This window comes from Psychromarinibacter halotolerans (assembly GCF_029168315.1).
GTDB classification, from domain to species: Bacteria; Pseudomonadota; Alphaproteobacteria; order Rhodobacterales; family Rhodobacteraceae; genus Psychromarinibacter; species Psychromarinibacter halotolerans.
Map to the genome: position 1 here is coordinate 127,535 of NZ_JARGYD010000006.1, position 19,165 is coordinate 146,699.

16 protein-coding genes and 1 tRNA gene are annotated in these 19,165 nt (G+C 65.1%); 14 read left to right on the forward strand and 3 right to left on the reverse strand.

Annotated elements, in window-relative coordinates; translation table 11 throughout:
• Positions 1–19: 19 nt before the first annotated feature.
• The 14 genes from P1K30_RS15875 (at position 20) to P1K30_RS15940 (ending at position 16,423) form a co-directional block, all read left to right on the forward strand.
• Positions 20–499, forward strand: coding sequence for a DinB family protein (locus tag P1K30_RS15875; RefSeq protein ID WP_275633743.1), 480 nt, complete (start codon positions 20–22; stop codon positions 497–499).
• 33 nt (positions 500–532) lie between these two features.
• The gene (gene acuI, locus P1K30_RS15880; RefSeq protein ID WP_275633744.1) at positions 533–1,525 is read left to right on the forward strand and encodes an acryloyl-CoA reductase; all 993 of its coding nucleotides are present in this window, start codon (positions 533–535) and stop codon (positions 1,523–1,525) included.
• Between the two features lie 268 nt (positions 1,526–1,793).
• A complete protein-coding gene (locus tag P1K30_RS15885) occupies positions 1,794–2,210 on the forward strand; it encodes a universal stress protein (protein ID WP_275633745.1) in 417 nt (138 codons plus the stop codon).
• Between the two features lie 66 nt (positions 2,211–2,276).
• A complete protein-coding gene (locus tag P1K30_RS15890) occupies positions 2,277–3,917 on the forward strand; it encodes a BCCT family transporter (RefSeq protein WP_275633746.1) in 1,641 nt (546 codons plus the stop codon).
• Between the two features lie 1,124 nt (positions 3,918–5,041).
• A complete protein-coding gene (locus P1K30_RS15895) occupies positions 5,042–6,268 on the forward strand; it encodes an aminotransferase class V-fold PLP-dependent enzyme (RefSeq protein WP_275633747.1) in 1,227 nt (408 codons plus the stop codon).
• A gap of 65 nt (positions 6,269–6,333) precedes the next feature.
• The gene (locus P1K30_RS15900; protein WP_275633748.1) at positions 6,334–7,755 is read left to right on the forward strand and encodes a cryptochrome/photolyase family protein; all 1,422 of its coding nucleotides are present in this window, start codon (positions 6,334–6,336) and stop codon (positions 7,753–7,755) included.
• Between the two features lie 230 nt (positions 7,756–7,985).
• On the forward strand, positions 7,986–8,426 hold the full coding sequence (locus P1K30_RS15905) for a TrgA family protein (RefSeq protein ID WP_275633749.1): 441 nt from the start codon (positions 7,986–7,988) through the stop codon (positions 8,424–8,426).
• Positions 8,427–8,430: 4 nt separating this feature from the next.
• Complete coding sequence (locus P1K30_RS15910; RefSeq protein WP_275633750.1) at positions 8,431–9,564, forward strand: NUDIX domain-containing protein; 1,134 nt, start codon at positions 8,431–8,433, stop codon at positions 9,562–9,564.
• A 74-nt stretch (positions 9,565–9,638) separates the two neighbouring features.
• A complete protein-coding gene (locus tag P1K30_RS15915) occupies positions 9,639–10,673 on the forward strand; it encodes a cysteine synthase A (protein WP_275633751.1) in 1,035 nt (344 codons plus the stop codon).
• Entirely contained in the window at positions 10,670–13,150 is a 2,481-nt protein-coding gene (locus P1K30_RS15920; RefSeq protein ID WP_275633752.1) for a DUF3772 domain-containing protein, read from the forward strand. Before P1K30_RS15915 ends, P1K30_RS15920 begins: the two co-directional genes overlap by 4 nt.
• Before the next feature lie 134 nt (positions 13,151–13,284).
• Positions 13,285–13,374 (forward strand) — tRNA-Ser (locus P1K30_RS15925).
• 119 nt (positions 13,375–13,493) lie between these two features.
• On the forward strand, positions 13,494–14,153 hold the full coding sequence (locus P1K30_RS15930; protein WP_275633903.1) for an IS6 family transposase: 660 nt from the start codon (positions 13,494–13,496) through the stop codon (positions 14,151–14,153).
• Between the two features lie 318 nt (positions 14,154–14,471).
• The gene (locus P1K30_RS15935) at positions 14,472–15,449 is read left to right on the forward strand and encodes a substrate-binding domain-containing protein (RefSeq protein WP_275633753.1); all 978 of its coding nucleotides are present in this window, start codon (positions 14,472–14,474) and stop codon (positions 15,447–15,449) included.
• Positions 15,450–15,553: 104 nt separating this feature from the next.
• Positions 15,554–16,423 (forward strand): LysR family transcriptional regulator, encoded by an 870-nt coding sequence (locus P1K30_RS15940; RefSeq protein ID WP_275633754.1) that lies wholly within the window; start codon positions 15,554–15,556, stop codon positions 16,421–16,423.
• Here the strand turns inward: P1K30_RS15940 and P1K30_RS15945 are convergent.
• From P1K30_RS15945 to P1K30_RS15955, 3 genes are read right to left on the reverse strand one after another with little or no spacing between them, the layout of a single operon-like run.
• On the reverse strand, positions 16,420–17,508 hold the full coding sequence (locus tag P1K30_RS15945; RefSeq protein ID WP_275633755.1) for an ABC transporter ATP-binding protein: 1,089 nt from the start codon (positions 17,506–17,508) through the stop codon (positions 16,420–16,422). The genes P1K30_RS15940 and P1K30_RS15945 overlap by 4 nt on opposite strands.
• Complete coding sequence (locus P1K30_RS15950; protein ID WP_275633756.1) at positions 17,495–18,298, reverse strand: ABC transporter permease; 804 nt, start codon at positions 18,296–18,298, stop codon at positions 17,495–17,497. The genes P1K30_RS15945 and P1K30_RS15950 overlap by 14 nt, the downstream gene beginning before the upstream one ends.
• A complete protein-coding gene (locus P1K30_RS15955; RefSeq protein ID WP_275633757.1) occupies positions 18,295–19,164 on the reverse strand; it encodes an ABC transporter permease in 870 nt (289 codons plus the stop codon). Before P1K30_RS15955 ends, P1K30_RS15950 begins: the two co-directional genes overlap by 4 nt.
• Position 19,165: the final 1 nt, after the last annotated feature.

A 19,165-nucleotide genomic window follows, 5' to 3' on the forward strand; every position in this document is an offset into this window, starting at 1 on the left:
AGCCGACTATTGCCGCACAATGGCGCGTTACAATCGCTGGCAGAACGGCAACCTGCTGGGCGAGGCAGAGGTTCTTGGGCCCGCGGCGCGCAAGGCCGATCGCGGCGCGTTTTTCGGGTCGATCGAAAAGACGCTGAACCACGTTCTATGGGCCGATACCATGTGGATGTCGCGGATCGACGGCTGGGACAAGCCGCGCGGGTCGGGCGCCGAAAGCACCGAGTTCACCCCGGACTGGGACGCCTACAAGGCCGCGCGGGCCGTCGCGGATCAGCGTATCCACGAATGGGCTGGCCGGGTCGAGGACGGCGATCTGCTGGGGGACCTGACGTGGTACTCGGGCATCCTGAAAACCAACGTGGCCAAGCCGTTCTGGCTGTGCATCACGCACTTCTTCAATCACCAGACGCACCACAGGGGGCAGGTCCACGGCATGATCACCGCCGCGAAGGGGCGGCCGGGCGACACCGATCTTTTCATCATGCCCGAAACCGCCTAGCCCTTTGGGCGCGATAGCACAGGAGGAGGGGACATGGGCTTTAGGGCGCTTGTTGTCGAAAAGGACGCAGAGGGGGCGACCTCTGCATCGGTGAAGGAACTGACCGAGACCGACCTGCCGGCGGGCGATGTCACGGTGGCGGTCGAATACTCGACGGTGAATTACAAGGACGGGTTGTGCATCGGCCCCGGCGGCGGGCTGGTGCGGACCTATCCGCATGTGCCGGGCATCGATTTCGCGGGTACGGTCGAGGCCAGCGACGACAGCCGGTTCGACGTCGGCGACCGCGTCGTGCTGACCGGCTGGCGCGTGGGCGAGGCGCACTGGGGCGGTTACGCGCAGAAGGCGCGGGTCAAGGCCGACTGGCTTGTGCCGCTGCCCGAGGGGTTGTCGACCCGCGACGCGATGGCGGTGGGGACCGCCGGGTTCACCGCGATGCTGGCGATCATGGCGCTGGAACGCCATGGGCTGCGCCCCGGCAAGGGCGAGGTGCTGGTCACCGGCGCCGCGGGCGGGGTCGGGTCGGTCGCGACCGCCATCCTGAACGATCTTGGCTATGACGTCGCCGCGGTGACCGGGCGGCCCGAGACGGGAGGGTATCTGCGCGAGTTGGGCGCCAGCCGTATCGTTCCGCGCGAAGAACTGGCCGAGACAGTCAAGCGTCCGCTGGAAAGCGAAAGCTGGGTCGGCTGCGTCGACGCCGTTGGCGGACCGATGCTGGCGCGGGTGCTGGGGCAGATGTGCTACGGCGCCTCGGTCGCGGCGGTCGGGCTGGCGGGCGGCGCGTCGCTGCCGGCCTCGGTGGTGCCGTTCCTGCTGCGCGGGGTGAACCTGCTGGGCATCGACAGCGTGATGCAGCCCTATGACAACCGGCTTGCGGCGTGGAAGCGGGTGGCGTCGGATCTGCCGATGGACAAGCTGTCCGCAATGATCCAGCCCGCGACGCTGGAGGACCTGCCAAGGCTGGGGGCAGAGATCCTGAAAGGCCAAGTGCGCGGCCGCGTGGTCGTGGACGTGAACGCCTGAACGCGCGTTCAGCGCGACCCGATAAGACGCGGTACATGCTGCGCGTGCAAAGGTCCGGAAACGACACGAATGCCGTTTCCGGACTGTTAACCTTCGTTTAGCGCCATTTTCCGGACTGCCCTAGCGTTAGCCTTATAGTTGGCCGAAACGCTCCAATCGGGTAAGGTGCCCGTTAATCACACCTCGACAAGATCCCCTCGAAGCGGTTGCACCCCAAGCGGCTGTCTGGGAAGGGGGCGTTGGCTGAAAAAATAGGCAAGGAGGGAAAATGTTCCAGAAAATCATGGCGCCGGTCGACCTGGCCCATGTCGCAAAGCTGAACAAGGCTCTGGAAGCGGCGGCCGATATGGCCAAGCATTTCGGAGCTGAGCTTTGCTATGTGGGCGTGACCGGCGAACAGCCGAGCGCACTTGGGCACACGCCCAAGGAATACGGCGAAAAGCTGAAGGCCTTTGCCGACGAACAGTCCACGGCACACGGCATCCCGACAAGCTCTCACCCGATGGTCAGCTATGACCCGACCACCGAACTCGATGACGCGCTGATGAAAGCGGTCACCGAAACCGGTGCGGACCTTGTGGTGATGGGGACGCACAAGCCGGGGCTGACGGACTACATCTGGCCGTCGAACGGATCGAAGATCGCCGCGCACTCCGCGGCGTCGGTCTTTCTGGTGCGCGACTGACGCCGTCCGGCCGTCCGTCGCCGCCGGCGACGTCCCAAAACACAGAACAAAGGAGATCGCCTGCAAATGGCTGACGAAGACATTCAGGGCATTCCGGAACCGGAAGGTGCCTCTGACATCATCGAGACCGATTACGAGATCGGTCAGGACAATGTGGAAGGCAGCGTGGGGCCTTTCGGATTTGACATTCACAACCCCGTATTCCTGATCTCGGGCCTCGCGATCGTGGCCTTCGTGTTCTACACGCTGGCGCTGCCCGAACAGTCGGGGGCGGCCTTCTCGTGGTTGTTCTCGGCGGTGACGAAGGGCTTCGACTGGTTCTTCCTTGGCGCGGCGAACATCTTCGTCATCTTCTGCCTGCTTCTGATCGTGACCCCCGCGGGTTCGGTCCGGCTGGGCGGTACGGATGCGACGCCGGATTACACCTATCTGGGCTGGTTCGCGATGCTGTTCGCGGCGGGCATGGGCATCGGTCTGATGTTCTACGGCGTGTCCGAACCGATGAGCCACTTCTCGTCGGCGCTGGGCGGCACCGCGACCGAAGACGGCATGCGCACCGACTGGGCGCCGCTGGGCGCGGCCGCAGGGGACGAGCAGGCGGCGATCCGGCTTGGCATGGCCGCGACGATCTTCCACTGGGGCCTGCACCCCTGGGCGATCTACGCGGTGGTGGCACTGGCGCTGGCGCTGTTCTCGTACAACAAGGGCCTGCCGCTGACGATCCGGTCGGCGTTTTACCCGATCCTCGGCGACCGTGTCTGGGGCTGGTGGGGCCACATCATCGACACGCTGGCGGTGTTCGCCACGCTGTTCGGTCTTGCGACCTCGCTGGGCTTTGGCGCGACGCAGGCCAACGCGGGCCTGAACGAGCTGTTCGGCATCCCGATCAACAGCACCGTCGAGGTTCTGCTGATCTCCGGCATCACCGCAGTGGCGCTGGTTTCGGTGCTGCGCGGTCTGGATGGCGGCGTGAAGGTGCTGTCCGAGATCAACATGGGTCTTGCGCTGTTGCTGTTGCTGTTCGTGCTGTTCGCCGGCCCGACGCTGGCGATCCTGACGGGCTTCGTCGACTATCTTGGCGCGTACCTTGTGAACCTGCCGGCACTGTCGAACCCGGTTGGCCGTGAAGACGTGAACTTCATGCAGGGCTGGACCTCGTTCTACTGGGCGTGGTGGATCAGCTGGTCGCCGTTCGTGGGCATGTTCATCGCCCGCGTGTCGCGGGGCCGGACCGTGCGCGAGTTCGTCATCTGCGTGCTGCTGATCCCGTCGATGGTCTGCGTGCTGTGGATGTCGGTGTTCGGCGGCGTGGCGATCCAGCAGGTCGTGCTGGACGGCTACACCGCGGCGCAGGAAGCCGACCTTCCGTTGCAGCTGTTCAAGATGCTGGACCAACTGCCGCTGACGCAGATCACGTCGCTGATCGGCATCGTGCTGGTCATCGTGTTCTTCGTGACCTCGTCGGACTCGGGTTCGCTGGTGATCGACACGATCACGGCGGGCGGCAAGGTCGACGCGCCGGTGCCCCAGCGGGTGTTCTGGTGCGTGTTCGAAGGCGCAGTGGCCATCGTGCTGCTGCTGTCGGCGGGCGGCCTTCAGTCGCTGCAGTCGATGGTGATCTCGACCGGCCTGCCGTTCACGGTGGTGCTGCTGGTGATGTGCTGGGCGATCTGGCGCGGCCTGATGTCCGAGCGCAGCAACACCTGATCCGGCTTTTGCAGGACAGGGAAAAGGCGGCCTTCGGGCCGCCTTTTTCGTTTCGGGGTATCGGAGGTGGAGGGCAGGGGCATCCAGCGCAGGTTACGGTGCGCGTAGTGCATCTTGCGTGGTGCGTGGTGAGCGGGGCGTGTCGACCGGTGCCTGGTGCGTGTAGCGCGATAGCCGTTGCGAGAGACGCGGTGCGTTATGTGTGAGGCACAACTGCCCGGTTTGTATCGCAAGGTCGCCGGGTGCCTCGTGTGTGTGGCGCGGCGTCCGCTGCGTGAGGCGCTGTTTGTGTTACGCAAACCGCGGAGCGTCGTCTTGCTTGATGCGGAGGGCGAAGGACAGAAGGCGATGCAGAGCTGATGCGTGATCGCCAGCCGTGGGTTGCCGGTGCGAGAGACCACGATCTGTGACACGGACCGTGACGCCTATGAGACGGGCCGTGCAACCTATGACACGGGCCGTGCAGCCTCGGTCGGTCGGTGACGCCGCGAAGAAAAGCTCGCGGTCGCAGCACGTGTGGCGAAGGTCATGCGCCCTTGCGACAGGCGCGACCCCAGTTGGCAAAAATCGCCTCCGGCGAAACCACCAGCAAGCCGACATGTCAGTGAACGGCCAGTGACAACCGACTGACAACGTGCTGACCGCAGGGTGATTGCAGGCTGACAGGTCAGAACTCAAAAATCCATTTGTGGTTTATTTCCAGAGTTTTGCCGAATGAAGTTGACACGCCGCCTCCGGCTTCAATGCAGCGCGGGCCTGCTATCTCCGCAGGCATGGCCGCACGTCGGCAGGTCAGACGCTTTGCATACATGGCGTCGTGACTGGTGGCTGTCACCGCGCCTGACATGTTGGCTTCGTGCGGTCCGGGCGGCGGCAGCGGGTGCGACAAATCTTGGGCGGCTCCATGCCAGTGCCACCGCCATCGTCCGTGTCCGTCCCGGGCGCGGTCCGGTGGCGTCCCCCGCTTGCATCGCCCCGCCATGCAGAGGATACCGGGGCGAAGACGCTGGGGCGGTTGCCAAGGGCAGGGCGTGCGGGCGGTTCGGGTGCGGCGGTTGCCGGATCGGGCCGACGTGCGGTGTCCGGGCTGGCCCCGGCACGACGCCGCAAGCGGAGACACCAGCATGGCCCCCACACTCGACCTCGATTTCGTTCGCGCCCAGTTCCCCGCCTTCGCGGTGGAGCGGCTTGGCGGTCAGGGTTTCTTCGACAACGCCGGCGGGTCCTACATGTGCGGGCCGGTGATGGAGCGGCTGGACCGGTTCTTCCGGGAACGCAAGGTGCAGCCCTATGGCCCCTACGAGGCCAGCCGGCTGGGCGGCGAAGAGATGGACGAAGCCCGCCAGCGGCTTGCCGCGATGATGGGCGTCGATACGGACGAACTGTCCTTCGGCCCCTCGACCACGCAGAACACCTATGTGCTGTCGCAGGCCTTCCGGCAGTGGATGTCGCCGGGCGATGCGATCATCGTCACCAATCAGGACCACGAGGCCAACAGCGGCCCGTGGCGGCGCCTTGCCGATGAAGGCTTCGAGGTGCGCGAATGGCAGATCGACCCGCAGACCGGCCACCTTGACCCGGCCAAGCTGGACACCTTGCTGGACGACAAGGTGCGGCTGGTCTGTTTTCCCCATTGTTCCAACGTGGTGGGCGAGATCAACGACGTCGCCGCCGTCGTGTCGCGCATCCACGATGCGGGGGCGCTGGCCTGCGTCGACGGCGTCAGCTATGCGCCGCACGGCCTGCCCGACGTGGGCGCGCTGGGGGCGGATATCTACCTGTTCTCGGCCTATAAAACCTATGGCCCGCATCAGGGCGTGATGGTGATCCGCCGGGCGCTGGCCGAACAGCTGCCGAACCAGGCGCATTTCTTCAACGGCGACGTGCTGTACAAGAAATTCACGCCGGCGGGCCCCGATCACGCGCAGGTCGCCGCCTGTGCCGGGATGGCCGACTACATCGACCTGCTGCACGCCCGCCACTTCGGGACCGAGACCGATCCCCGCATCCGCGCCACCCGCGTGCATGACCTGATGCGCGCGCAGGAAATCGCATTGCTGCAGCCGCTTCTGGACTACCTGAAGTCGAAGAACAGCGTCCGCCTGCTTGGCCCGACCCGGGCCGAGGGCCGGGCGCCCACCGTGGCGCTGACCGCGAACCGCCCCGGCGCGGAACTTGCCGAGGCGCTGGCCCCGCACGAGATCAACGCGGGCGGCGGCGACTTTTACGCGGTGCGGCCGCTAAAGGCGCTGGGCGTGGGCGAAGAGGGCGTGCTGCGGCTGAGTTTCGTGCACTATACCTCGAAAGGCGACATCGACCGGCTGATCCGCGCGCTCGACCACGTCCTGTGACGGCGTTGACCGGCGGGCAGGGGCGCTAGATCACGGTCAACAGACCGCCGCCCCGGGAGGATAGCTTGAGCGACACGTCACCCGTCATCGTCTGGATCCGGCGCGACCTGCGCCTGTCCGACCACGCCGCCCTGACCGCCGCCGCCGACAGCGGGCGGCCGGTGATCCCCGTGTTCGTGCTGGACGAGGTCGTCGACCGGCTGGGGGCGGCGGCCAAGTTCCGCTTTGGGCTGGGCGTCGAGGCGTTTGGCGACGCGCTGGAGGGCATCGGTTCGCGGTTGATCCTGCGGCGGGGCAAGGCGCTGGAGTGCCTTCAGGCGCTGGTGAAAGAGACCGGCGCCGGGGCGGTGTACTGGCAGCGCGCTTACGATCCCGACAGCAAGGATCGCGACACCAAGGTCAAGGCCGCGCTGAAGGACGACGGGCTCGACGTGCAAAGCTTCGCGGGGCATCTGCTGTTCGAACCGTGGACGGTCGAGACGAAGACCGGCGGTTTCTACAAGGTCTACACCCCATTCTGGAACGCGGTGAAGGGGACCGACATCGACGCGCCCCAGACGGCGGTGTCGGACCTGAAGGCGCCCTCGGACTGGCCCGACAGCGACACGCTGGACGACTGGCAGATGGACGCGGCGATGCGCCGGGGGGCTGCGATCGTGGGCAAACACGTCTCGGTCGGGGAAGAGGCCGCGCGCGGCCGGCTGGGGGCGTTCATCGCCAACGGCATCGAAGGCTATGGCGACGGGCGCAACATGGTGGCCGAGGACGGCTGTTCGCGCATGTCCGAGCCTTTGACCTATGGCGAGATCAGCCCGCGCATTTGCTGGCACGCCGGGATGCGCGCCCGCGAAGAGGGCAAGGCCGGAGCCGAGACGTGGCTGAAGGAACTGGTCTGGCGCGAGTTCGCGTATCACCTGCTGCATCACACGCCGCATATCGTGTCCGACAACTGGCGCGAGGAATGGCGCAGCTTTCCGTGGAACGAGGACGAGCGCAAATCCGAGGTGATCGCGTGGAAACGGGGCCGCACCGGCGTCGCCTTCGTGGATGCCGCGATGCGCGAGATGTACGTGACCGGCACGATGCACAACCGCGCCCGGATGATCGTGGCCAGCTACCTGACCAAGCACCTGATGTGCCACTGGCGGATCGGTCAGGCGTGGTTCGAGGATTGCCTGATCGACTGGGACCCGGCGTCCAACGCGCTGGGCTGGCAGTGGACGGCGGGGTCCGGGCCCGATGCCACGCCCTATTTCCGCGTCTTCAATCCAGACACGCAGGCCGAGAAGTTCGACCCCAAGGGCCAGTACCGCAAGGCATGGATCGCCGAGGGCCAGTCGAACCCGCCGGAGACCGCCACCGACTATTTCGCGGCGGTGCCGGAAAGCTGGTCGCTGGACACCGGGCGGGATTATCCCGACCCCGTCGTCACGCTGGACGAGGGCCGCAAACGGGCGCTGGACGCCTATGAGAACCGGGATTTCTGACAGTCGAGCGGTACAAAAACCCTACATGGATGGAATTGTTTCCGTATTGACGACAGATCTTTCCCCTCACCGGGGCCGGAAACACCCCGACGGCGGCGGGTATCGGCCCCTTACGGGCCGCCGGTTGTGTCCGTGCTGGAACAGCCTGACGCGAAAATCGCGGCGGCTGCTTGCCCGAGCGTGGCGCGCGGCGGAGACTGCGCGGCGAACGTCCGCTGTGAAGGCCCCCCATGCCCACCGCCACGAAACTCGTTTCTGCCATCCTGCTTGCCGCGCTTGCGTGGTGGCTTGGTCACATGATCATTCCTTACTTCCCCGACGAACAGCGCATCGGCCGCTTTCGGGAAATTCTGGCGGCCATCGGTTTCCTGACCGGGTGGCGGTTTTTGGGGCGTCACGCCGGGGCAGGGTGGAACAGCGCCATCGCCTTCGGGCTGGGCGCCGCCGGCATCCTTGTGTTCTGGGGCCTGCTGATCTTCTCGGGGTACGAGATGATCCGGCGCTCGATGCGGATGTCCTATGGCGGCCCGACCGAGGCGCTGAAGGATCAGGTGGCGATTGCCATCGACTATTTCGTCTATCTTCAGCCGACCGAGATCTGGGCGACGCTTCTGGTGGGCGGGATCGGTCTTGGGCTGATCGCCGAGATCGTCAAGCGGCGCTGGCCCTGACGCGATGACCATATTCCTTTACGGCCCGCTGCGGTTCACGCCGCTGATGCACCGCGTGCTGGGTGTCGAAGACACGCCGACCGCGCAGCCGGCGGTGGCGCCGGGGTGGCGCGGCGCGCCCTGCGTCGGCGGCGTTCATCCGGTCGTTGCCCCGGTGCAGGACGACCCCGAGGGCGAGGGGCTTCGTGGCATCGCCTTCGACACGCTGCCCGGGCCGTCCCTTGCGCGGCTTTCCTTCTGCGCCGAGGTCTTCGGCCTGCGTTGGCACGAACTGGACATCGAAGTCGCGGGCACCGCGCGCGCGGCGCGGATGCTGGTCCCGGACGAACCGGACACCCGTCCGGGACACTGGGCGCTGGACGACTGGATCGCCAAGGCGGGCGACGCGGCGCTTCGGCTGGCGGGCGACGTGATGGGCCGGTTCGGCCATGCGAACCCGGCATCGGTCCGAATGATGCTGGACATGGCACTGTCGCGCGCCGACAGCCATGCCCGCGCACGGCGGGACAGCACGCCGCCGGTCCTGCGCAAAGGCGGCACCGACGCCGACGTCGAGATCGTCGAGCGCAGGCGGCCCTACACCCATTTCTTTCAGGTCGAGGAAACCGACCTGCAGTTCCGTCGCTTCGACGGCAGTCTCAGCGAAACCGTCACCCGTGCCGCCTTTGTGATGAGCGACGCGGTGACGGTGCTGCCCTACGACCCGGTGCGCGACCGCGTGCTGCTGGTGGAGCAGTTCCGGTTCGGCCCCCTGTCGCGGGGCGACCGCTATCCCTGGAGCCTTGAACCCGTCGCTGGCCGCATCGACGCGGGCGGCGACCCGGAAGAAACCGCGCGCCGCGAGGCGCAGGAAGAGGCGGGGCTGACCCTTGGCGCGCTAGAGCAGGTGGCGCGGTATTACCCGTCGCCCGGCGCGGTGACCGAATACCTGTGGTCCTTCGTCGGCATCGCCGATCTGCCCGACAGCGCCGCCGTGATGGGCGGGCTGGACGAGGAAGCCGAGGATATTCGCGGGGTCATCCTGTCCTTCGACGACCTGATGGCGTTCGTCTCGGGCGGCGAGGCAGAGAACGGGCCGCTGATCCTGACCGCGCACTGGCTGGCGGCGAACCGCGACCGCTTGCGCCGCGACGCTTGAGTTCCGGGGCCGCGCCAACTACAGGATCAGTTCTGATCGAGGACTGATCGAGAACAGAGCGAGGGAGGCGCGCGATGCGGATTTGCAAGGACCTGCCGGAGGCCGTGGGGAACACGCCGCTGATCCGGCTCAATGCGATCTCGGAAGCGACCGGCTGCGACATCTACGGCAAGGCGGAGTTCATGAACCCCGGCCAGTCGGTGAAGGACCGCGCCGCGCTGTACATCATCAAGGACGCGATCGAACGCGGCAAACTGGCCCCCGGCGGCACCATCGTGGAAGGCACAGCGGGCAACACCGGCATCGGTCTTGCACTGGTGGGTGCGGCGATGGGGTTCAAGACGGTCATCGTCATCCCCGAGACCCAAAGTCAGGAAAAGAAGGACATGATCCGTTTGGCTGGCGCCGAGCTGGTTCAGGTCCCGGCGGTTCCCTACAAGAACCCCAACAACTACGTGAAATATTCGGGCCGGCTGGCCGAGAAGCTGGCGCAGACCGAACCCGGCGGCGCCATCTGGGCGCAGCAGTTCGACAACACGGCGAACCGCCGCGCCCATGTCGAAACGACCGGCCCCGAGATCTGGGAACAGACCGGCGGCAAGGTCGACGGCTTCGTCGCGGCCGTCGGTTCGGGCGGGACGCTCGCTGGCGTGGCCGAGGTGCTTCAGCCCAAGGGGGTGAAGGTGGCGCTTGCGGACCCGATGGGCGCCGCGCTGCACAGCTTCTACACCACCGGCGAATTCAAGTCCGAGGGCAGCTCGATCACCGAAGGGATCGGGCAGGGGCGGATCACCGCCAACCTCGAAGGGTTCGCGCCCGATTTCTCGTACCAGATCAGCGATGACGAGGCGCTGCCTTACGTCTTCGACCTGCTGCGCGACGAAGGTCTGGTGATGGGCGGGTCCACCGCCGTCAACATGGCGGGCGCCGTGCGGCTTGCGCGTGAACTGGGGCCGGGACACACCATCGTGACGATCCTGTGCGACTATGGCTCGCGGTATCAGTCGAAGCTGTTCAACCCGTCTTTCCTGAAGGAAAAGAACCTTCCCGTGCCGGAATGGCTGGACGCCGCGCCGCGCGATCTTCCGGAAGTCTACGAGGACGCATGACCTTCCTGCCGCGCCTGCTGCTGATCCTGGCCCTGGCGCTGGGAACACTGGCGCCGGTGGAATGGCGGCCCGGCTGGATCCCCGGATCCGGCCCGGCGGCGGCGCAGCAGGCCATAGACTACGACGCTTGGCACGACGTCGCCCTGCGCGCCGAGGCGGCGCTGGATTCGGGCGAAGCGTCGACCGAGGCGCTGGAAGACCTGCGCGCCGAGGTCGTGGGGTGGCGGCAGCGATTCCTTGAAGCGCAGGACACGAACGCCGCCGCGATCGAGTCGCTGCGCGATCAGCTGGACGCGCTTGGCCCGGCCCCCGAAGAGGGCGAGACCGAGGCCGACGAGATCGCCGCACGCCGTGCCGAACTGACAGAGGATCTTGCCAACGCCGAAGTGCCCGGCCGGACCGCCGAGGCGGCGTTCCGCAGGGCAGAGGCGATCGTGCGCCAGATCGACACGCTGGTGCGCACCCGGCAGGCCGGCGAACTGATGCAGATCGGCCCGTCCCCGGCGATCCCCGCGCTGTGGCCCGACGCGCTTGCGGACTTCGCCGAAAGCTTCCGGGAAATGGCGATCGAGACCCGGGCCCAGTGGAACTCTGACATCACGCGCGAGACGTTCCGCACCCAGCTTCCGTTCACGGTGGTCTACATCGTGATCGCCGCGGTGCTGCTGCTGCGCGGACGCCGCGCGATGGTCTGGCTGACGCAGGCCGTCCTGAACCGGTCGCGCGGCCGCGCGCGCTGGCTGGCGGGCTTCATCACCTCGCTGTTTCAGGTGGTGGTGCCGGTGCTGGGCATCCTGCTGCTGCTGGCCGCACTGATCTCGACCGGGCTGTTCGGCGTGCGGGGAACCACCTTCATTTCGGCCCTGTCCGGCCTTGGCATGGCGACCTTCATCGCGTGGTGGATCGGGCTGCGCCTGTATCCGCTGCACGAGGACGCGCCGCGCCCGCTGGCCGCCACCTTCGAATACGCGGGCGAAATGCGGTTCCACGCCATCCTTCTGGGGGTGCTGGTGGGGTTGCGGTACATCCTGTCCGCGCTGGTCGGGGTCGACAGCTACAGCGAAGGAACCCGCGCGGTCCTGTATTTCCCGCTTCTGGTCGCCTTCGGCTTCGTGTTCCTGCGCATCGGCCGCATCCTGATGCGCAGCGTCTCGCTGTCCGAGGCGAATGACGAGCTTGACGTGACCTTCGCCCAGCGGGGGCAGCGGCTGGTGGGGCAGGCGCTGGTGGTCTTGGCGGTCGTCGGCCCGGCGCTGGCGCTGGTGGGGTACCTTAACGCGGCGATCTTCGCGATGGTGCCCACCGTCTCGTCGCTGGCCGTCCTCGCGCTGCTGCGCATTCTGCACGACATCGTGGTCGAGCTGTACGGCCTGATCACCCGCAAAAGCTCGGAAGAGGCGGGGCAGGCGCTGACGCCCAGCCTGATCAGCTTCGGCCTTGTCATCGCGTCCCTGCCGGTCTTCGCGCTGATCTGGGGCGCCCGCCCGTCCGACCTGTTGGAAGTCTGGGCCCAGTTCAACGCGGGTTTCTCGGTCGGCGATGCGCAGATCTCGCCCTCGGTCTTTCTGACGTTCCTTCTGGTCTTCGTGGTGCTGTTCGCCGGGACGCGCCTGTTCCAGAGCGCGCTGAAGTCGACGATCCTTCCCAAGACCGGGATCGACCCGGGCGGTCAGAACGCCATCGTGTCCGGCATCGGCTATCTCGGGATCGGGTTGGGCGCGGTGATCGCCATCACCACCGCCGGGATCGACCTGTCCGCGCTGGCCTTCGTGGCGGGGGCGCTGTCGGTCGGCATCGGCTTCGGCATGCAGAACATCGTGTCGAACTTCATCTCGGGGCTGATCCTTCTGGTCGAACGCCCGGTGGCAGAAGGCGACTGGATCGAGGTCGGCGGCCACATGGGCATCGTCAAGGACATCTCGGTGCGTTCGACCCGGATCGAGACCTTCGACAAGAACGACGTGATCGTCCCGAACGCCGACTTCATCTCGGGCGCGGTCAAGAACTGGACCCGCGGCAGCAGCGTCGGGCGGATCATCGTCACCGTCGGCGTTGCCTATGGCACCGACACCCGCAAGGTCGAGAAGATCCTGCTGGAAATCGCGATGAACCACCCGCTGGTCGCGCTGGACCCCGAGCCGGAGGTGGACTTTCTGGAATTCGGCGCGTCGAGCCTCGACTTCCAGATGCGTATGGTGCTGCGCGACATCGCCTATGGTCTGCCGGTGCGCACCGAGATCCGGCACCAGATCGCCGAACGCTTCGCCGCCGAGGGCATCGAGATCCCGTTTGCGCAGCAGGACATCTGGATCCGCAACCCCGAGGCCATGCGGCTGGGCAAGGCGCAGGTCGCCACCGAAGAGGCCGCCCCCGAGCCGCCGACGGACGATGCCGCCGCATCCTCGTCCGGCAGCACGTCGGACATGCGCGGAGAGGACACCGTGGACGACGCGGGCCCCGACGGCGACCAGGCCTGACCGACAGGCCCTAGGGACGGGCGCTAGGGTTGGGCGGACTGTGACCGCCCCTCATATTTCTTGCCCCGCAAAGGCCCGAAGCCCCGTTTTCGCCCTTGCAACCGGCCCTCCCCCCCGGATAAACAGCGCGGCACGGAGAGGTGGCCGAGTGGTCGAAGGCGCACGCCTGGAAAGTGTGTAGGCGGGAAACCGTCTCCAGGGTTCGAATCCCTGTCTCTCCGCCACAGACAATCCTTTCATTGGTCCTGTCAAAAGAACACGGCTTGAGGTGGGGCAGGGCGATAGAGAGTCTGCTGGAATGACCACACACTCGTCTTTCAAGTACTTCAAGACCAGCCCCTAGATCATCCGCCTGGCGGTCATGATGTACGTCCGGTTTCCGCTCTCGCTTAGGAACGTCGAAGATCTGATGCACGAGCGCGGCATTGAGATCAGCCATGAAACCGTTCGGTTCTGGTGGCAAAGGTTCGGCCCGATGTTTTCTTCCGAGGTCCGGAAGCGTCGGGTCGTCGGCATGCGGTCCAGTCGCTGGCGCTGGCATCTCGACGAGATGTTCGTGAAGATCAACGGAGAGCGTCACTATCTGTGGCGGGCGGTCGATCATGAGGGCGAAGTCCTTGAGAGCTTTGTCACTAAGACACGCGATAAGAAAGCGGCCTTGAAATTTCTAAAGAAATCAATGAAGCGCTATGGTCGGCCAGACACCCTTGTGACCGATCGGCTCAGGTCCTATGGCGCGGCGCTGAAGGAAATCGGTGCCGTCGATCGCCAGGAGACAGGTCGTTGGCTGAATAATCGCGCGGAAAACTCCCACCTACCATTCCGACGAAGAGAACGGGCGATGCTGCGCTTCCGGCGCATGCGAAGTTTGCAGAAATTCGCATCCGTTCACGCCTCGGTCAGCAACCATTTCAATTCGAAGCTCAGCTTCTCCTCCAGCGCCAATTTCAAGAAGAACCGCGCCGCTGCTCTGGCCGAGTGGCGCGATCTCTGCGCAGCATAAGGGACAGCCATCCTGTCCTTGCATAGACGAGTTCGCATTCGTCTGACACCACCGAGGTCCTGGCCACGCAAGTCAGGCGCAGTTCGCAGGTAGGAACGCGCATGGCGATGGTATTACCTGTGGGTATGGTCTGGGCACAGATAGTCATTGGACGTCTTGACGGGGTGATGCGTACCTTTAGGGCATGCGAAAACCGAGGCCGCCCGGCGGCCAACGGCGTTCCCGGTAGAAGGTAAAAACATGATTTCGAGCCCAGCGGGGAGAACGCGAAGACTTCGTATGCTTCTGCGGCCCTATGACCAATTCACGCCACTTCTTATGGGGGACGTGCCGGTTGACGGGGCCGAACTCGAGGTTGACTGGAAGGCGCCGTTGTCTATCCGGATGCCCGAGGATGTCGATGTCGCGGAGGTGTCTTTTAATCGCTACGTGCTGGCGCGTGGGCGGAGTGAGGAAGACCTTCTGGGTATTCCCGCGTATGTTCTTCGGGGTTTCCGGCATAGGAATTTTTTCGTCCGTCGTGACAGTGACCTGACCGAATTGTCGCAGCTGTGCGGCCGGCGTCTGGCAACGAACTCTTGGTCAGACAGCGGGACTTTGTGGGCGCGGGCAGCCTTACGCGACGCAGGTGTCGGGATGGATGATGTCGAATGGATCGTCGGACAGTTCGATGCGCACACCGCGTCGCGGCCTCTGTACTCCGGCGATCTCGTGCCGCCGGCCGACGCGACGCGGTTGGAAGACGGGGACACTCTGATGCAGGCCCTGCTGGAAGGCCGGGTGGATGCTATTACGACTGCGTTCGCGCCGCCCTGCGTGTTCACCCCCGACGGGCCTATTCGACGACTTGTATTGAATTACCCGGCAGTCGAGGCCGCCTATCACGACCGGTGCGGGGTGTACCCGGCGTTTCACATCATGGCTTTCCGACGCAGCTACGCCATGGAGAACCCCGACATCGTCGTCGCCACCTGCGTTGCGCTGCGCAAGTCGTGGGAGGTCTGGTGGCTGAAGGCTCGCCGGTTCGCCGAGGCAAGCCCGTGGTCCATGGCCGACCTGGACAACATGGCGGGCCGCTTCGCCGATGATACTCCCCCGTTCGGACAGCACTCGGCCGGCCATCGCAGGATGTTGAAGACGATCTGCGCTGAACAGTATGCGCAAGGGCTGGTGCCGCAGGCAACCGACCCGAAGTCGCTGTTTGCCGGGTTCGACGAGGTCCTCGGCCTGTGCGGACTAAGCGAGGCAGATTTGTTCACGCCGGACGAATTGCCAAGCCTTGGGGGCAGGTTATAGCTCCTTCCACTTGCCGAATGGTCTCTCTGGCGAGCCGCCACGGTGCCTGCTACGCTTTTCCCTGAAAGCAGCGCCATGGTGGAAAAAAGATGAACTTCAGGCAGATGGAGGTCTTCTACGCGGTGATGCTGCGTGGATCGGTGACGGCCGCCGCCAAGTATCTAAACCGGACCCAGCCGGCGGTAACCAAGGTCTTGCGTCATACCGAGGACCAGCTGAAATTTCCGCTGTTTCACCGCATCAAGGGCCGGTTGATCCCCACGGACGAGGCGATTGCCCTGTTTCCGGACGTGGAACGCGTATTCGACGAGGTTCGGGCAGTCGAGCAAAGCCTGGATGATGTCAGGTCGGTGCGGACCGGCGCACTTCGGATCGCTTCGATCCCGACCTTCGGGCAGGTGGCGCTGCCACAGGCGGTGGCGGCCTTCACCCGGGATCATCCGGGTGTGAAGATCACGTTTGACGTGCGCCCGAAACGCGCCGTGGTGCAAAGCATCGCCACGGGGCGCTCCGAGATCGGCTTTGCATTCCTGGCTGACGAACATGCGAACGTCGCGACCGAGCCGCTGTGTGAGGGCAGCATGGTCTGCCTGCTGCCGCCTGGGCACAAGTTGTCCGGCAAGGAGGTGATAACGCCGCTGGAACTGCATGAGTGCGACATGGTCGGCTATTCGCACGGGCAGGCTTTGCGACCGATCATCGATTCCGTCTTCACGGCTGCGCGCTGCCGCTACAATCCGGTGATCGACGTGGCTTGGATCTCGACCGCGTGGTCGATGGTGGCCGGCGGGGTCGGCGTGGCGTTGGTGGACGATTTCTCGCGCATGGACCGGATCTTTCCCGACGTGGAGGTGCGCCCTTTCCAGCCGACGATCGCGATCCCGGCCAAGACCCTGATGCCGCGCGGCCAGCCGTTGTCACGGCTGGCGCAAGAGTTTCTCAAGGTCGCACGCGGGGTGCTTAGCGCGCCCTAGGCGGGCAGGGCCAGTGTCGCGTCCACGGGAAAGGTCAGGGTTAGCTTCGTGCCCGGTGCCGCGTCGTTCAAACCGGCCTCGCCCATGTGCGCCAGGAACTCGCTTCCGCCCGGCACGGTGAAGGCCACCTCGAAATGCCCGCCGAGGTATTCCTTCCGCGCGACGGTTGCCGCGATCACGTTGACGCCCGGCGACTGCGAGGTCGCCCCAACCTGGCATTTCTCGGGGCGGACAGCGATCAGCATACGCTCTCCAACTTCGAACTTGCGCCGGGCCCGGGCGCGAATTGTTCCACCGGCGATCTCGGCCACGCAGTCCTGCGCGGTGCTTTCCAGCACCCGGCCCTCGATTAGGTTCATCGACCCAATGAACTCGGCGACAAAGCGGTTGGCCGGCTCGCGGTAGATGTTCTGGGGACTGCCGATCTGTTCGACCTTACCTTTCTGCATCACGGCGATCCGGTCGGACATCACCAGCGCCTCTGACTGGTCATGGGTGACGAAGATCGTCGCGATTCCCATCTCACGCTGCAGCCGCACGATTTCCGAGCGCATCTCTTCACGCAGCTTCAGGTCGAGGTTCGACAGCGGCTCGTCCAGCAGCAGGAACTTGGGCTTGAATGCCAGCGCGCGTGCAAGAGCGACGCGCTGCCGCTGGCCGCCGCTCAGGGCCTGCGGCATGCGGTGGCCCAGACCGTCCAGCCGCACCATCGCCAGCATCTCTTCGACGCGTGCGTCGATCTCTTTCGCCGGCACCTTGCGGACCTTCAGGCCATAGCCCACGTTCTGCGCCACCGTCATGTGCGGAAAGATCGCGTAGTCCTGGAAAACGACGCCGATATCGCGGCGAAAGGGGGGCTGGCCGACCAGCGGCCTGCCGTACAGCGACACCTCGCCCTTGTCGGGCTCGAGGAAGCCGGCGATCACGCCCAGCGTGGTGGATTTGCCGCAGCCGGATGGTCCCAGCAGCGTGACGAATTCTCCGGTCGCCACATCGAGATTCATGGACGCGATGGCGGCCTGCCCGTCGTAGAGTTTCGAAATCGAGCGCAGCGTCAGAGCGGTCGAGGGATCAGCGTTGTTCATAGACGAACTCTCCGAGTTGGGCGAACCGCTGGACCAGCGCGAAGCCTACCAGCGGGATCAAGAGCGAGATTGTCGACAGGGCCGCCAGGGTCGGGGCAAAGCCGAATTCCAGGAAGCCGAGGATCTTGACCGTGATCGGGCTGGTGGCCGGACCGGCAAGAAATAGCGACAGGTTCACGTCGGTGAAGGAGTGGATGAAGGAGAACAGCGCGCCCGCCACCAGCCCGTTTCGGATCAGCGGTAGGATCACGTCGATCAAGATCCGCCCCCGTGTCGCCCCAAGGCTTGCCGCAGCCGCCTCGAGATTGGCCGAAAGGCCGTTGAGGCTGACCGCAATGGTGCGGACAGAGAACGGCAGGCAGATCACGATATGCCCGATCAGCAGCGCGCCGAACCCGATCGAGTGGAAAACTCCGGCCCAGTGAAACAGCTGCAACAGGCCGATGCCTGTCACCAGCGTCGGCAATAGCAGCGGGCCCAGCACGATCAGCACGACGATCCGTTTGCCCGGAAACTCGCGGCGCACTAGCCCGAACGCAAGCGGCAGAGCCATCGCCGTGCTGAGGATTGCGGACACGGTCGACAGCTTGAGGCTGAACACGATGGCCATCAGCCATTTATCCGAAAAAGCCTCTTGCCACCACCGCAGGGAAAAGCCCTGCGGTGGAAAGGCCGATTGCGAGCCTTCGTTGAATGAGACCGAGACGGTCACGAGGATCGGCATCAGCATGAAGAAATAGGACAGCGCCACGAAGAGCTTGAGCCAGGTCCAGGGGGCAATTCGGGTCACAGGTCGTTCCTCTTGCCGCCGAAACGGGCGGATAGCAGCAGAATCGCGACGGTCGCAATGACAAGGATTGCGGCCAGCGCAGCCCCCAGCGACCAGTCGAGGACCTGCATGATGAAGGTGTAAATCAGCGTCGCGATAGTCTGCGAGGCGTAGCCGCCCAGGATCGCGGGTGTCGCGTAGGCACTGATCGAGATCGAGAAGGCCAGCAGGAACGACGCCACCAGCCCCGGCCTCACCAGTGGCAGAAGGATGTCGCGCAGCGTTCGGGTGCGGCTGGCGCCAAGGCTCATCGCGGCGGATTCAAGGTTGGGATTGATCGAGCTGAGCGCTGCGATGTTGGTCAGGATGCCGTAGGGCAGCATCGCATGAGACAAACCGAGGATGATGCCCCAGGTACTGGGAATGAAGGCGATCCGGTCGACAATGAGGCCGAGGTCGATCAGCACGTTGTTGACGAAACCAAAGCGGTCGAGAATCACGTACCAGCCGTATGTGCGTACCACGACGCTGGCCAGAAGGGGTGACAGCGACAGAACGATGAGCAGACCCTTGTAGCGTGTCCGCGTGCGGACGAGAAAATACGAGATCGGCAAGCTGACCAGCGCGACGATCAGGCCGACGGCGATTCCGACGAGGAAAGTCCGCAGGATCGCGCGCAGGTAATGCGGTTTGCCGAGAATCAGTTCGAAATTCTCGGTGGTCAGTTCGTTGGTCAACACTTGGTCTTGGGATTTCAGGAGACTGGTGGACAGGATCACTGCGTTCGGCAAAACGAAGAACAGCAGCAGAAAGAGCGCCGGCACGGCGATCAGCCAAAAGCTGATATCCAGTGCCGAGCCGGAGCGTCTGGTGTCTATGCGCCACATG

Bases quoted from the DNA above. Each gene is read 5' to 3' on its own strand.
- P1K30_RS15875 (WP_275633743.1), top strand. From the start codon at position 20: ATGGCGCGTTACAATCGCTGGCAGAACGGCAACCTGCTGGGCGAGGCA.
- acuI (WP_275633744.1), top strand. From the start codon at position 533: ATGGGCTTTAGGGCGCTTGTTGTCGAAAAGGACGCAGAGGGGGCGACC.
- P1K30_RS15885 (WP_275633745.1), top strand. From the start codon at position 1,794: ATGTTCCAGAAAATCATGGCGCCGGTCGACCTGGCCCATGTCGCAAAG.
- P1K30_RS15890 (WP_275633746.1), top strand. From the start codon at position 2,277: ATGGCTGACGAAGACATTCAGGGCATTCCGGAACCGGAAGGTGCCTCT.
- P1K30_RS15895 (WP_275633747.1), top strand. From the start codon at position 5,042: ATGGCCCCCACACTCGACCTCGATTTCGTTCGCGCCCAGTTCCCCGCC.
- P1K30_RS15905 (WP_275633749.1), top strand. From the start codon at position 7,986: ATGCCCACCGCCACGAAACTCGTTTCTGCCATCCTGCTTGCCGCGCTT.
- P1K30_RS15910 (WP_275633750.1), top strand. From the start codon at position 8,431: ATGACCATATTCCTTTACGGCCCGCTGCGGTTCACGCCGCTGATGCAC.
- P1K30_RS15915 (WP_275633751.1), top strand. From the start codon at position 9,639: ATGCGGATTTGCAAGGACCTGCCGGAGGCCGTGGGGAACACGCCGCTG.
- P1K30_RS15920 (WP_275633752.1), top strand. From the start codon at position 10,670: ATGACCTTCCTGCCGCGCCTGCTGCTGATCCTGGCCCTGGCGCTGGGA.
- P1K30_RS15935 (WP_275633753.1), top strand. From the start codon at position 14,472: ATGGGGGACGTGCCGGTTGACGGGGCCGAACTCGAGGTTGACTGGAAG.
- P1K30_RS15940 (WP_275633754.1), top strand. From the start codon at position 15,554: ATGGAGGTCTTCTACGCGGTGATGCTGCGTGGATCGGTGACGGCCGCC.
- P1K30_RS15945 (WP_275633755.1), bottom strand. From the start codon at position 17,508: ATGAACAACGCTGATCCCTCGACCGCTCTGACGCTGCGCTCGATTTCG.
- P1K30_RS15955 (WP_275633757.1), bottom strand. From the start codon at position 19,164: ATGTGGCGCATAGACACCAGACGCTCCGGCTCGGCACTGGATATCAGC.